Consider the following 12,489-nt stretch of genomic DNA (forward strand, 5'->3'; position numbering starts at 1 on the left):
GCTGCGTGCCTTCCGGCATCACAGGTACTCTCCAAGGAGAACAGTCCCTATGAGCATTACGAGGAAGACCACATGCACGACTACTACTGTTCTGCAGCCACGGGAATCCGGGATCCGGCACACAAAGATGACCGGCTTGCGGCCAAAGAAGTCATCCTTGGAGTTGGCGGTGACAATAATGCGGTGGCCTATCCTCTCAGTTTGCTCCGGCAGACCAAAGTCCTCCACGATGATGTAAACGGTGAGGCGTGTGTTGCTTTCTATGCTGAGAAATCCCACACCGCTACCTTCTTTAGCGCCACGGTGGCTGAGTACACGCTGACCTTTTATGAGCGCAGCGGCATGTTCTACGATTATCAGACCGGCAGCTGTTGGTCACCGCTGACCGGTGGTGTGTTGCATGGACCGCTTGTGGGTAAACAACTGCAACCGATTTCTGTGGCTACTTCGTTTTGGTTTGCCTGGGCCGACCATTTTCCTGAGACAAAAGTATACTCGTTACCTGCAATTAATTAAGAGCCGGGTTTGCCCGGCTCTTACATTTTTCTGACGCTTTTTTAATTTTGCAGGAAAACTCAGGTAGCGGAAAGAAAGTTCTAGCAAACTCCTAATGCGAAGGGGAGCTTATGACAAAACATAGATGGTTGAAACTTTTATGTCTGGCAGAAGTGGGTACCATGCTGGTATTGTTGAATTATTCTGCGGTGCTGCCTGTCATTCAGGCGGAGTGGGGCCTTTCCAATACCCAGGCCGGATTGATTTACAGCGCCTACCAGATTGGCTATATTCTTTTGGTAGTGGTTCTTTCCACGCTGACTGATTACATGGACGCCAAAAAATATATGTGTACTCCGCTTTGTGGGCCGGAGTGGCAGGCATTATATTTGCGTTGTTTGCCAACGGTTTTTATTCTGCTCTTATATTGCGCTGCCTGACCGGCTTTGGCCTGGCAGGCACATATATGCCGGGGCTAAAAATGGTGACGGCCAAATTTTCTGAAGCAGAGAGAGGCAGGGCGGTGGGGTTGTATGTGGGAGCATTTTCCTTTGGCACCGCCTTGTCCATGTTTTTAACCGGAGCACTGACCGGAGCCTTTCACTGGCGCGCAGCAATGTTTATCACCTCCTTGGGGCCCTTGTTCGGCGCACTGCTGGCCTGGCGCATATTGGAGCCGGTAATTCCTGCAGCAGACGGGCCGGCAGGATTTGCCCAGGTGCGCAGCGACGTTCTGGACAACAGGCCTGCTTTGCTTATGATAGTTGGCTATATGGCCCATATGTGGGAGATGTTTGGTATGCGGGGCTGGATTGTGGCCTTCTTTACCGCCGCACTGATGGCAAGGGAGACAGCTTTGTCTCAAGCCACGAGTTTTGGAGCTGTTTTGTCTTCTTTGATAATTTTGGCCGGCGCTTTTTCCACTGCCTGGGCCGGAGCCCTTTCCGACCGGTTTGGCCGGGCCAGGACGGTGCAGGTGATAATGCTGGGCAGCGCGGCCTGTTCGCTGATTTTTGGCTGGCTGCGACCCTGGCCGGTATTGTTGTTATTGTTGTTTAGTCTGGGATACGGGTTTCTGGTAACTGCAGAATCATCGGTCCTCTCCACAGCGGTTACAGAATTTGTGCCCTTTCGCTGCCTGGGCAGTGCCATGGCTATTCAATCATTTCTCGGCTGGGCAGCTGCCGGAATTTCGCCGGCGGTGTTCGGATTGGTGCTGGATATGACAAATTCTGCTCAAACTGTGGAGAGAATGGGGTATATACCTAATTGGGGGCCTGCCTTTGCCGTCTTGGGAGTTGGTGCCCTGGCCGGGCCGCTGGCCATGAGTTTTGTAAAAAGGGAAATGGCAAAAGGGAAGGGAGCGATACCATGTTCATCTTTGGATACAGACTGATGGTCTGGATTGGGTTGTTGGCTGCACTGTTTATCTTTGCAGCAGTGGCAGCAGTTTATCTGGGAAGAAGGCACAAATGGCTCTTAAAAGGTCGCTGGCATCACCGTTTGGCGCTGGCAGGAGCTTTTTTTGCCGCAATTCATGTGGTTTTGGCAGTTTTACAGGTTTTTTTTGGTATCTTTGTTTAAAGCTGAGGATAGTGACGGGCTGCTTGCGGAATTATAAAAGAGAGGTGAATCATAATGTCTAAAGAAAACTCAGTTTTTTCCCGGGTTGAAGAGCGGGAAGTTCAGGGAGAAGTTTTTCAGGTTACGCACCGGATTCTGCAGATTCCTCAGGAAGTTTATCTGCAGGTGTTAAAAGAGCATGAAGCACCTTTCAGTGAAATGGCGGCACAGGAATTTGTGGAGCAATACCTGGCTTGGTGCAATGATACCGGGGGTTTGATTGGTATGGTGAGAATCGATACCAGGGATGATACGGTTGTGCTGGATGCGGCAATTCGCTATCGCATTAATCCATTGGACAGACCTTCCTGTCAGCGGGAATAAAACAGTAAGCCCGGAGCAACTGATATGCTCCGGGCTTTTATCTGCTCATTTGGCATTGGTTTGCCATTGCTTTTTGAATGTTTCATAATTACGTTCCAGAGTACCACAGACTTCTTCCAGCATTTCCTTTTGCTCAAGGACGCGACTTTGCCATAGTTCGGCGGTGAGGTCTGCGTCTTTGGCATTGGTGCGTGCCAGAAACATCTCCGACGTTTCCTCGGGCATTAACTGCCTGGTGGTTTTTTTTAACAAGTAAAGTACATCACGGGCAAACTGATTAAACATGGCTCTGTCTTCCAGCATGTTTTTAATCAGCTCCACTATACGCTGCTCCATGTGGGTTTCTTCCGGATACAGTTCTGAGCGGTGGATGCGCCATCCCGACTTGGTTCCTCCCAGTCGTTCACCTTTAATTTTACCGTTGCGCAGCCAGCGGCGTACCGTTTCCGGGTTCACATTCTTCATTTCAGCAACTTCGGTTACCGTAAAGTATTCCTGCACATGCAGTCCCCCTTTGAAAACACAGAGAGATTCTGACAACATTCTTGCTACAGTCAACAAACTCCCTAATAGCTAAAGAAATTTGATGCTACATCTTTCTACATGTACCATAATTTTTCCTGCTTTTTTGGAATAAATGTTGAATTATGGTGCAAAAACCAAAAAAGACCCTGTAGCGGGTCTTTTTTGGTGAAGTTTATCAGGTTTTGGGGGTAACAAACAGCGTTTGGTGGTGGTCATAGATGACCATCCCCGGTTTTGCTCCTTTGGGTTTGCGCACGTGTTTAACCTGAGTATAATCTACCGGTACATTGGCTGAGGCTGAGGCACGGCTGAAGCGAGCGGCCAGTCGGGCTGCTTCCACCAGGGTTGTTTCCGGCGGGTCCACGTGTTTTATTACCACATGGGCTCCGGGAATGTCTTTGGTATGCAGCCAGATGTGGCCGCCAGAGGCATCTTTTAAAGTAAGGCGGTCATTTTGTTTGTTGTTTCTGCCCACGTAAATATCTATCCCATCCACCGAAACAAAATGCAGCGGGCTGGCCTGAGTGTCGGCTCGTTTCTTTTTCTCCCGCTGTATTTGGATCAGACCTGTCGCTTCCATTTCTTCCCGGATTTCCAGTAGTGCTTCCAGGTCGGCATGTTCAATGGATATCAGAAGTGACTCCAAATAAGCAAGTTCATTGGTTGTTTCCTCTAACCGGCCTTTAAGTATTTTTTCACCGTCTTTTAGTTTTCTGTACTTTTTGAAATAGCGCTGGGCGTTGGCCTGAGCTGAGAGGGCCGGATTCAGAGGGATACTCATGGGCTCCTGGTTTTCAGCATAATAGTTTGGTACTTCTGCCACTTTGCTGCCGCTTGGAATCAGATGGATACTGGCAGTAAGCAACTCGCCAAAGATACGGTAACGGTCAGCGCCTGCCATTTCCAAAAGCTCGGCTTCCTGTAGCCGTTTCTTTTTTTCTGCCCGGGAGACTGCAGACTTGGCCACCTGCAGCAGGCGGCTTTTTAGTTCCTGCTCCCGCCGGCTGTGGCGGCGCTCCTGAAAGAAAACATCCAGTCCTTCATTGACGGAAGGATAGCAGGTCAGATAATCGGCCGGAATTCGCTTTAACATAAGGGGAGCAAAAAACGGTTTCTTGCCGGGCGGTCTGGCTATGCAGCACTGTGTTTTATTATTTTGCAGGTCTTGGGCCAGATTACGTAATTCCACAGTTAGAGCCCGGGCCATTTCCACCGGGTGGGCTGCTTCGCCGCCGGCAGCCCGATAGGCAATTTCCCGGGCCGTTTCCATGCCCACTCCCATTACAGAGGAAACCACTGCACGTTCCGGGGGTAGCTCATCCAGATTAATAAGTTTTTCCGCCAAAGCCTCTTCAGTAAGGGAAAAAAGATCCAGTTTATCCTGTTGAGGCGGTTCGATATAAGGCTCTCCCGGCATAACTGCCCGGTGCCTGCTCATGGCCTCGGTAACAATTTTTGCTGCTCCCAGAATCTGCGGGCCCCCTTCATGGGGCATGGTAAGAATCAGGTTGGAATGCTTACCCATAATTTCGCAGATTAATGACTTTTTGGCCTGATTACCAAAATCATCATAGGAACGGAAGGTGAGGACCAGAATACGCTCCAGTCCCACCTGTTCTACACTCAAGAGCCGCGCACCGCTTAAATGCTTGCGCAGCAGCATGCAAAAAGGCGGGGCCACCGGCGGGTTGTCCGGTTTGTGGGTGGCAAGGTGGACACGGGGAAAAGAGGAATCGGCACTACAGGTTAATAAATAACTATTTTCCCTGGTGCGCATATGCAGGGTAATCTCCAGCGCCTGTGGCTGAGATATTTTATCGATACGGGCGCCGTCCAGTTTCTTGCTTAGTTCACTGCAGACAGCGGCCATGGTAATACCGTCGTAAGACATTGCTACACCTCCGTACATTGCTTTTTCAGTATATCAGCACTGTCGGCAGAATGGCAACTGTTGCCGCGATTTCTCTTTTGTGAGTCTTTTTTTATGCCTGATGCAATATACATGGCTAAGGGAAAATTGTCCTAGATGAGGTGATACAAATGAGTCAACTCCCTTGGTCCAGTATGTCTTTTAATGATACCACCCGGCATTTCCAGACCAGGCCCGAAAGCGGCCTTTCATCAAAGGAGGCAGCCGGCAGGCTGGAGAAAAACGGCCATAATGTGTTGGCGCAGGCCAAAAAAGTCTCACCTGTAATTTTATTTTTGTACCAGTTCCGTGATTTTATGGTGCTGGTGCTTTTGGCCGCCACACTGCTGTCTGCTGCCCTGGGGGAATATACCGATGCCATTGTGATTATAGGCATTGTCATTGTTAATGCCATCCTGGGATTTGTTCAGGAATATCGGGCGGAACAATCGCTGGAAGCCCTGCGCGGCATGACGGCGCCCACGGCCCGGACGGTGCGTGACGGCGTGCGGCGGGAGATACCCGCAGAAGAGTTGGTACCCGGAGACTTGGTGATTCTGGAGGCCGGTGACAGAATTCCTGCGGATATTCGTCTGGGAGAAGTTCGCCAACTGGCGGTGAATGAAGCACCGCTGACCGGGGAATCGGAGCCGGTGGTTAAGCAGGTTGAAGCGCTGGAGGACTCCGGTGCATCTTTGGGAGACAGGTTTAACATGGCCTTCATGGGGACACTGGCTGTCAGCGGCAGGGCCAGCGGTATTGTGGTGGCAACGGGGATGAAGACGGAAATGGGGCGTGTGGCGGACCTGATACAGGGCGCTGAAGAGATGGCCACACCGCTGCAGAAGCGCTTGGAGCAGATGGGACACTATCTGGTTGGTATTTGTGTGCTTGTCTGTGCACTGGTTGTACTTTTGGGCCTGTCTCAGGGCCTGCCGCCATACAAAATGTTTATGGCCGGGATTTCCCTGGCGGTGGCGGCTATTCCCGAAGGATTACCCGCTGTGGTAACCATAGCGCTGGCCATAGGTGTGCAGCGCATGGTGAGAAAAAACGCCATTGTCCGGCGACTGCCTGCGGTGGAGACACTGGGCTGCGCCACCGTTATCTGCTCCGATAAGACGGGGACATTAACGCAGAACAAGATGAATGTCCGGGAACTGTGGACTGCGGGACAGAGTTATCAGGTTGAGGGCGATGGTTATTCACCTCAGGGAGAGTTTCTGGCCGGCAAACAAAGTATTAAACCAGAGCAGGATCCGGCGCTGCTTTTGGCCCTCACCGTGGCCGCATTATGTAACAATGCTGAATTGCGCAAAGGCCCCGTTGAAATAAAGCCCATGTGGCGCAGCCGCAGTAGGGCACAATGGTCCGTTGACGGAGATCCCACCGAAGGGGCGCTACTGGTGGCCGCTGCCCGGGCCGGATTGTGGAGGCAGGATTTGGAGCGCCAGATTACCAGGCAGGGTGAAATACCTTTTGATGGGACCCGGAAAAGAATGTCGGTTCTGTATTCAGGTGCTAAAGGGCCGGTACTGTATATGAAAGGGGCTCCGGAAACGGTGCTGGCACGGTGCAGCCAGATTTATCTTGACGGCAAAGTGGTTAAACTGACCCAGTCGTTGCGCCAGAAGGTAATGGTACAAAATGAAACCATGGCAGGCATGGCCCTGCGAAATTTGGCCATGGCTTATAAGCCTCTTCCCCATACCAGAGCAGAAATTTCCGAATCCATGGAGGAAGACCTGATTTTTGTGGGCCTTTTTGGGATGATGGATCCTCCCCGGCCGGAAGTGCTTCCCGCCATTAAGAAATGCCATACAGCGGGAATCAAAACGGTTATGATTACAGGAGATCATAAAACCACCGCCATGGCCATCGCCCGGATGCTGCGCATGCTGCCGGATAAAGGTAACGTTCTGACCGGGGCGGAGCTGGATAAGATAAGTGATAACAAGCTGGAACAAATGGTGGAGAGTACTTATGTCTATGCCCGGGTGACTCCGGAGCATAAACTGCGGATTGTCCGGGCCCTGAAACGTTGCGGCCATATTGTGGGTATGACCGGAGACGGGGTCAATGACGCGCCGGCGGTGAAAGAAGCGGATATCGGTATAGCCATGGGTAATACCGGCACCGATGTAACCCGGGAAGCGGCGGCATTGGTGTTGGCCGACGATAATTTCACCACCATTGTGGGTGCGGTGGAAGAAGGCCGCAGTATTTATGATAATATTCGGAAATTTATCCGTTTTCTCCTGGCCTGTAACACCGGGGAAATACTCACCATGTTGGTGGCCATGTTGATGGGGCTGCCTCTGCCGCTGCGTGCCATTCAGATTTTATGGATTAACCTGGTGACCGACGGCTTGCCGGCCATGGCCCTTGGTGTGGATCCGGTGGAAAAAGGCGTTATGGAGCGCCAGCCCCGTTCTCCCCGGGAAGGAATCTTTTCTCAGGGGCTTTGGCAAAAGATTGTGGGGCGCGGCACACTGATTGGACTGACCACGGTGGCGGTATTTGCCTGGTCCCTGGAGCAGGGCATGGAGCTGGAGGCGGCAAGAACCATGGCTTTTGCCACTCTGATTGTGGCACAGCTAATCTATGTTTTTGATTGCCGCAGTGAACGTAGCTACTTTTGGCAGGTGGGGTTGTTTTCTAATCCCTGGCTTATTGCCGCAGTCCTGTCATCCTTTGGATTGCTCCTGGTGGTTATGTACCATCCTATGCTGGCAGAGGTGTTTACCACCGTACCCCTGCAGATGGAGCAGTGGGCCATTATCTTTGGCGCTTCCGTTTTTCCCACCATCTTAAATTATGCTCTCAGTATCGGCAAAGCATTGATATTTCCGCGGGCGGCCGCCGCGAAAAAATAAGCTTTATTTGCCAATATATATCTATATCTGGTAAAATGTAACCTGAAAATGATAATAGCAAGCTAAAGAGAGGGATTCTGTATGATACGAAGCATGACCGGCTATGGCCAGGCCGACAGCGCCCCTGATGAAAGCATCAGGTTTAAAGTGGAAATGCGTTCTGTAAATCATCGTTACCTGGACGTTTCCATCCGCATGCCCCGGGAAATTCAGTCCCTGGAAGACCGTGTGCGCCGCAGTGTGCAAAAGCGAGTCAGCCGCGGCAGGGTGGATGTGTTTATTAACTGGAAACTGGATTCGGCAGATGCGGTCAGTGTTACGGTGGACCGTGGACTGGTGTTGGCTTATCAGCAAGCATTAACGGAAATGTCGGAGGTTTGTTCTCTGGACGAGAAGCCGGGGCTTGATTTATTGTCCCGGTTTCCCGATGTTTTGCGCGTGGAAAAAGAACAGACCGATGCCGATGAAATCTGGCAGCAGTTGGAACCGGTGCTATTGCGGGCCATCGACGGCCTGCTGTCACAGCGCAGGGAGGAAGGAGAGCGGCTGGCGGCAGATTTTCGCAAAAGGCTGGATGCGGTGGAAGAGACTTCTAAGCAGGTGGAAAAACGGGCACCTTCTGTGGTGGAGGAATACCGTAACAAACTGCAGGACAGGCTTAACGAGTATCTGGGTCAGGCTGAAATGGACCCGGCCCGTGTGCTGACAGAAGCTGCAGTATTTGCAGACCGCAGCAATGTCACCGAGGAACTGGTGCGCCTTGCCAGTCATCTAACCGCTTTTCGTGAAACACTGCAGACAGAAGAGCCGGTGGGGCGTAAACTGGATTTTCTGACCCAGGAGCTGTTTCGGGAAATTAACACCATTGGCTCCAAAGCAAATGACTATGAAATTGCCAGCTTGGTGGTGAATATGAAAACGGAGTTGGAAAAAATCCGTGAGCAGGTACAAAATATCGAATAAGCTCAATATCGTTAATTAGATTTGCCTCTTGCATTTTTTCCCGCATTTCCGTTATACTATTACCATAGTTAACCTAATTGACAGCAGGATATAGATACCAGATCATAAGGAGGTTCTCTACTTGCAAATCAAGCTGATTAATATTGGGTTTGGCAATATTGTCTCCGCTAACCGTATTATTGCTATTGTAAGCCCGGAATCCGCCCCTATCAAACGGGTGATTACCGAGGCGCGAGACCGGGGTATGCTCATTGACGCTACATACGGACGCAGAACCCGTGCTGTGATTATTGCCGACAGTGGACATGTGGTGCTCTCTGCGGTACAGCCGGAAACAGTTAAACACAGATTACACACTAAAGAAGCCAGCGCTGTAGAAGAAGAAGAATAACACCGGAGGGGGACCAATTGACCAGACAGGGATTACTGATTGTCATCTCCGGCCCTTCAGGCGCGGGGAAAGGTACGGTTTGCAGGGCTCTGCTGGAAAAATGTCCGGAATTGGTCCTATCCGTGTCCAAGACAACACGACAACCCCGTGCCGGTGAAGAGGACGGGGTCAACTATTTTTTTGTCAGCCGTGAGGATTTTGAAGATTCCATTGCCAACGGGGATTTTCTGGAATATGCATACGTGTACGGCCAGTATTACGGAACACCGCGCAGTACGGTGGAAAATCTGTTAAATGACGGCCGCGATGTGATTTTGGAAATTGATACCCAGGGGGCAATGAAAGTAATGGAGGCCTTTTCTGCCGGCATCTTCATATTCCTGATGCCGCCTTCGGGAGAAGAATTGCGTTCTCGCATTATAAACCGCGGTACAGAGTCGGAAGAAAGTCTTAACCGCCGCCTGTCTGCCGCGGCCAATGAAGTTTCACTGGCACCCAAATACGATTACATTGTGGTTAATGATCGGGTGGAAAGTGCCCGGGATAAGATTGCGGCCATTATTCAGGCAGAGAAACTGCAGGTATCACGGAACAGCGACCTGATTGAGGCCATTGCCGAGGAGGTTAAATCATGATTTATCCGTCCATTGATACATTAATTAAAAAAGTAGACAGTAAATATACGTTGGTTATTGCAGCAGCCAAACGTGCCAGGATGTTAAACGAGGATGCTCCCCGCCTGATTGATACTAAATCCATTAAGGATGTATCCATCGCGCTGGAAGAGATTGCTGCGGATAAAATCGGCTACGACCGGATTAAGAAACAGGGGGGCTAATATGCTTTCCGACAAAACTATAATTTTAGGTGTAACCGGCGGGATCGCCGCATATAAAGCGGCCGAGCTTTGCCGGCTTTTTGTAAAAGCCGGTGCCAATGTTCGCGTGGTAATGACCGACTCTGCCAAGCAATTTGTTACACCGCTTACCTTTCAGACAGTTAGCGGCAATCGGGTTTACGATGATTTGTTTACCGCTTCCCAACTATATTCCGTAGAACATGTCGGTCTGGCACAAAATGCCGACCTGTTTGTCATTGCCCCGGCCACAGCCAACTGTATCGGTAAAGCCGCCGCCGGAATTGCCGACGATTTGCTTACCACCACTGTGCTGGCGGCAACTTGTCCGGTGATTTTTGCTCCCGCCATGAACACACAGATGTATGAGAATACCATTACCCAACAAAACATTGCCAAACTAATTGAGGCCGGATATCATTTTGCCGAGCCCGAGGCAGGCGAATTGGCCTGCGGCGACAGCGGACGCGGACGCATGGCCTCACCTGCGGCAATTTTTAATCAGGCCTGCGCACTGCTGGGCCCCAAAAATAAGTACCAGGGACTTCATATGGTGGTTACAGCCGGTCCTACCCAGGAACCGCTGGATCCGGTGCGTTATTTCACCAATCATTCCAGCGGCAAAATGGGCTTTGCCATTGCCAGGGCAGCGGCAGAGCAGGGAGCCGATGTTACTTTGGTGTCCGGCCCTGTCAACCTGACTCCTCCGCCTGGAGTGGAGTTAATTCGGGTAACCACCGCAGAAGAGATGTACCGTGCTGTTATGGATGCGTATCCAAAGGCAGATCTGGTGATAAAAGCAGCGGCGGTGGCCGATTACCGGCCGGCCACAGTCCATGGACAAAAGATGAAAAAAGGGGGCGAAATGGCCATCCCCCTGGTCCGCAACCCAGATATTCTGGCCGAGTTGGGCAAGAAAAAAGAAAACCAGATTCTGGTGGGTTTTGCCGCCGAAACGGAAAATCTGCAGGAAAACGCCACAGGCAAACTGGACCGTAAAAACCTGGATATGATTGTGGCCAATGACCTGACCATGGCCGGCGCCGGCTTTAAAGCCGACACCAACATTGTCCGCCTGTACTTCCGCGACGGCACAGAAAAAGAACTTCCCCTCATGACCAAAGACGAAGTAGCCCGCCAAATACTCCACGAAGCAACCCAACTCCTAACCAAACAATAACTAAAACAAAAGTGGGACAAGGGGACAGGTCAACTGTCCCACTTTCCCACTTTTTTCTGGACAGAGGGATTTGTCCACAACTAAAGAAAAAGTGGGACAAAGGGATCCCTCTGCGAGGACAGGCAGGTCATTCTGTCTCACTTTCCCACTTTTTGTAATCCAGGCAGTAACAACACTTTTGTTTTTTTTAAAACTGTATTGCACACGCAATTGAAAAGATTAGCTTTTTAATCTGAGTTGAGAGGAGTTGAAATTAGTTGGGACTGTTCAGACTCCTGTTTTCCAAATATAAATGCCACGTATATACTGCTTTCGGAAATGATGATTATTTTAGAGTAGTGGATAAATTAAAGGGACATGGGGTTTCATACCAGACCGATGTAAAAAGAGATCTGCGCGCTCATCATGCCAGGGGAAATTTCGGTCATGTGGATACTTCTCAATATGATTTTTATGTAAGGGAAGAAGACGAGGAAAAGGCCATGCAAGCCATTCACAGAACATAATGTAAGAATATCAGGTCAATTCTGGGACAAAGAAACCTGTCCCCCTTGTCTCAAGACATTAACAGCAGGTAAAGTTTTATCAGCTTTATAATATTTGGGACAGTTGACCTGTCCCCTTGTCCCAAAATTGTGGACAGATAAACCTGTCCCTCTGTCCATAAAAAAACACCCGTGGTGGGTGTTTTTGTTTTGGGTTTGGGTTTGGGGTTGGCTTTTAGTTGAAGAAGTAGAGGAGGACGGCGGGGGTGATGAATACTTCGATTAAGGCGGCTATTGCCAGCAGGATGACAATCATGGGTAAGGCGCCGCCGATTTCCCGGAAGATGTTCTTCACAGATTCCAGGCGTTTTAGCCCGGGGAGAGGAAAGACCAGGTGGTAACCCAGTTTTAAGCCAAAGGCTGCGCTTAGTAAAAAAGCAGGAAGCTCAAAAATGCCGTGGGGCAAAATACCGGCTAAAAGAAACGGTACAACCGCCACACCTTCCTGACCCAGCTGGAAAGCCAGGATACCCAGGACCGAACCGTTGGCGATGGCGGAAAAGAGCGGCGGAATGCCTAATATCAGACCCAGCAGGATTACCTGCAAAGATGCGGTAAGGTTGTGGAAAAACAAGATTAATGCGCCGTACAGAGGGTGGCCGGTAAAGACTTCTTCGCCCAGTTCCTCTAAAACGGGAAAGATGGCTTCTTCCAGCATGGCCAGAGCCTGGGGGTCCTGATGCAGGGCAGCGTAAGTTAAGAAAGTGCCGCCAATGAAAAAAATTACAGCCAGGATGAGCCAGGAACGATTGTTTTTCAAGGTAGAGATAAATGCATTTATCATGTTATTTGTCCTCCCACA

15 protein-coding genes are annotated in these 12,489 nt (G+C 50.5%); 12 read left to right on the forward strand and 3 right to left on the reverse strand.

Going from position 1 to position 12,489, the window contains the following annotated elements; translation table 11 throughout:
• The 5 genes from DEALDRAFT_RS11575 to DEALDRAFT_RS11590 all read left to right on the forward strand — a co-directional run.
• Positions 1-516, forward strand: a 516-nt coding sequence (locus DEALDRAFT_RS11575) for a DUF3179 domain-containing (seleno)protein (RefSeq protein ID WP_008517641.1), incomplete at its 5' end; no start/stop codon positions are given.
• 110 nt (positions 517-626) lie between these two features.
• Positions 627-935, forward strand: coding sequence for a hypothetical protein (locus DEALDRAFT_RS16755; RefSeq protein ID WP_008517643.1), 309 nt, complete (start codon positions 627-629; stop codon positions 933-935).
• On the forward strand, positions 869-1,891 hold the full coding sequence (locus tag DEALDRAFT_RS11580) for an MFS transporter (RefSeq protein WP_243441160.1): 1,023 nt from the start codon (positions 869-871) through the stop codon (positions 1,889-1,891). Before DEALDRAFT_RS16755 ends, DEALDRAFT_RS11580 begins: the two co-directional genes overlap by 67 nt.
• Complete coding sequence (locus tag DEALDRAFT_RS11585) at positions 1,867-2,079, forward strand: hypothetical protein (protein WP_008517645.1); 213 nt, start codon at positions 1,867-1,869, stop codon at positions 2,077-2,079. Before DEALDRAFT_RS11580 ends, DEALDRAFT_RS11585 begins: the two co-directional genes overlap by 25 nt.
• A gap of 54 nt (positions 2,080-2,133) precedes the next feature.
• Positions 2,134-2,442 (forward strand): hypothetical protein, encoded by a 309-nt coding sequence (locus DEALDRAFT_RS11590; protein WP_008517647.1) that lies wholly within the window; start codon positions 2,134-2,136, stop codon positions 2,440-2,442.
• Positions 2,443-2,487: 45 nt separating this feature from the next.
• On the opposite strand, the gene DEALDRAFT_RS11595 is transcribed toward DEALDRAFT_RS11590, so the two are convergent.
• Both DEALDRAFT_RS11595 and DEALDRAFT_RS11600 read right to left on the reverse strand, forming a co-directional pair.
• On the reverse strand, positions 2,488-2,943 hold the full coding sequence (locus tag DEALDRAFT_RS11595) for a helix-turn-helix domain-containing protein (RefSeq protein WP_008517648.1): 456 nt from the start codon (positions 2,941-2,943) through the stop codon (positions 2,488-2,490).
• Positions 2,944-3,142: 199 nt separating this feature from the next.
• Positions 3,143-4,858: an Rqc2 family fibronectin-binding protein gene (locus DEALDRAFT_RS11600; protein ID WP_008517650.1), complete on the reverse strand. Its 1,716-nt coding sequence runs from the start codon at positions 4,856-4,858 to the stop codon at positions 3,143-3,145.
• A 149-nt stretch (positions 4,859-5,007) separates the two neighbouring features.
• Between DEALDRAFT_RS11600 and DEALDRAFT_RS11605 the strand changes: the two genes are divergently transcribed.
• The 7 genes from DEALDRAFT_RS11605 to DEALDRAFT_RS11635 all read left to right on the forward strand — a co-directional run bounded on the left by DEALDRAFT_RS11605 (position 5,008) and on the right by DEALDRAFT_RS11635 (position 11,648).
• Positions 5,008-7,752, forward strand: coding sequence for a calcium-translocating P-type ATPase, SERCA-type (locus DEALDRAFT_RS11605; RefSeq protein WP_008517653.1), 2,745 nt, complete (start codon positions 5,008-5,010; stop codon positions 7,750-7,752).
• An 81-nt stretch (positions 7,753-7,833) separates the two neighbouring features.
• Positions 7,834-8,715, forward strand: a complete 882-nt coding sequence (locus DEALDRAFT_RS11610) for a YicC/YloC family endoribonuclease (protein ID WP_008517655.1) — start codon at positions 7,834-7,836, stop codon at positions 8,713-8,715.
• Between the two features lie 121 nt (positions 8,716-8,836).
• Entirely contained in the window at positions 8,837-9,106 is a 270-nt protein-coding gene (remA, locus tag DEALDRAFT_RS11615; protein WP_008517657.1) for an extracellular matrix/biofilm regulator RemA, read from the forward strand.
• Positions 9,107-9,123: 17 nt separating this feature from the next.
• Positions 9,124-9,741 (forward strand): guanylate kinase, encoded by a 618-nt coding sequence (gene gmk, locus DEALDRAFT_RS11620; protein WP_008517658.1) that lies wholly within the window; start codon positions 9,124-9,126, stop codon positions 9,739-9,741.
• Positions 9,738-9,944 (forward strand): DNA-directed RNA polymerase subunit omega, encoded by a 207-nt coding sequence (gene rpoZ, locus DEALDRAFT_RS11625; protein WP_008517660.1) that lies wholly within the window; start codon positions 9,738-9,740, stop codon positions 9,942-9,944. The genes gmk and rpoZ overlap by 4 nt, the downstream gene beginning before the upstream one ends.
• A gap of 1 nt (position 9,945) precedes the next feature.
• Positions 9,946-11,142: a bifunctional phosphopantothenoylcysteine decarboxylase/phosphopantothenate--cysteine ligase CoaBC gene (gene coaBC, locus DEALDRAFT_RS11630; RefSeq protein WP_008517661.1), complete on the forward strand. Its 1,197-nt coding sequence runs from the start codon at positions 9,946-9,948 to the stop codon at positions 11,140-11,142.
• A gap of 257 nt (positions 11,143-11,399) precedes the next feature.
• Positions 11,400-11,648, forward strand: a complete 249-nt coding sequence (locus DEALDRAFT_RS11635; RefSeq protein WP_008517663.1) for a hypothetical protein — start codon at positions 11,400-11,402, stop codon at positions 11,646-11,648.
• A gap of 214 nt (positions 11,649-11,862) precedes the next feature.
• Here DEALDRAFT_RS11635 and DEALDRAFT_RS11640 read toward each other — a convergent pair whose 3' ends face one another.
• Complete coding sequence (locus DEALDRAFT_RS11640; RefSeq protein ID WP_008517665.1) at positions 11,863-12,471, reverse strand: stage II sporulation protein M; 609 nt, start codon at positions 12,469-12,471, stop codon at positions 11,863-11,865.
• Positions 12,472-12,489 lie beyond the last annotated feature (18 nt).

It is taken from the genome of Dethiobacter alkaliphilus AHT 1 (assembly GCF_000174415.1).
Lineage (GTDB): Bacteria > Bacillota > Dethiobacteria > Dethiobacterales > Dethiobacteraceae > Dethiobacter > Dethiobacter alkaliphilus.

Coding starts and splice junctions, on each gene's coding strand:
- DEALDRAFT_RS16755 (WP_008517643.1), top strand. CDS start 627: ATGACAAAACATAGATGGTTGAAACTTTTATGTCTGGCAGAAGTGGGT.
- DEALDRAFT_RS11585 (WP_008517645.1), top strand. CDS start 1,867: ATGTTCATCTTTGGATACAGACTGATGGTCTGGATTGGGTTGTTGGCT.
- DEALDRAFT_RS11590 (WP_008517647.1), top strand. CDS start 2,134: ATGTCTAAAGAAAACTCAGTTTTTTCCCGGGTTGAAGAGCGGGAAGTT.
- DEALDRAFT_RS11600 (WP_008517650.1), bottom strand. CDS start 4,858: ATGTCTTACGACGGTATTACCATGGCCGCTGTCTGCAGTGAACTAAGC.
- DEALDRAFT_RS11605 (WP_008517653.1), top strand. CDS start 5,008: ATGAGTCAACTCCCTTGGTCCAGTATGTCTTTTAATGATACCACCCGG.
- DEALDRAFT_RS11610 (WP_008517655.1), top strand. CDS start 7,834: ATGATACGAAGCATGACCGGCTATGGCCAGGCCGACAGCGCCCCTGAT.
- rpoZ (WP_008517660.1), top strand. CDS start 9,738: ATGATTTATCCGTCCATTGATACATTAATTAAAAAAGTAGACAGTAAA.
- coaBC (WP_008517661.1), top strand. CDS start 9,946: ATGCTTTCCGACAAAACTATAATTTTAGGTGTAACCGGCGGGATCGCC.
- DEALDRAFT_RS11640 (WP_008517665.1), bottom strand. CDS start 12,471: ATGATAAATGCATTTATCTCTACCTTGAAAAACAATCGTTCCTGGCTC.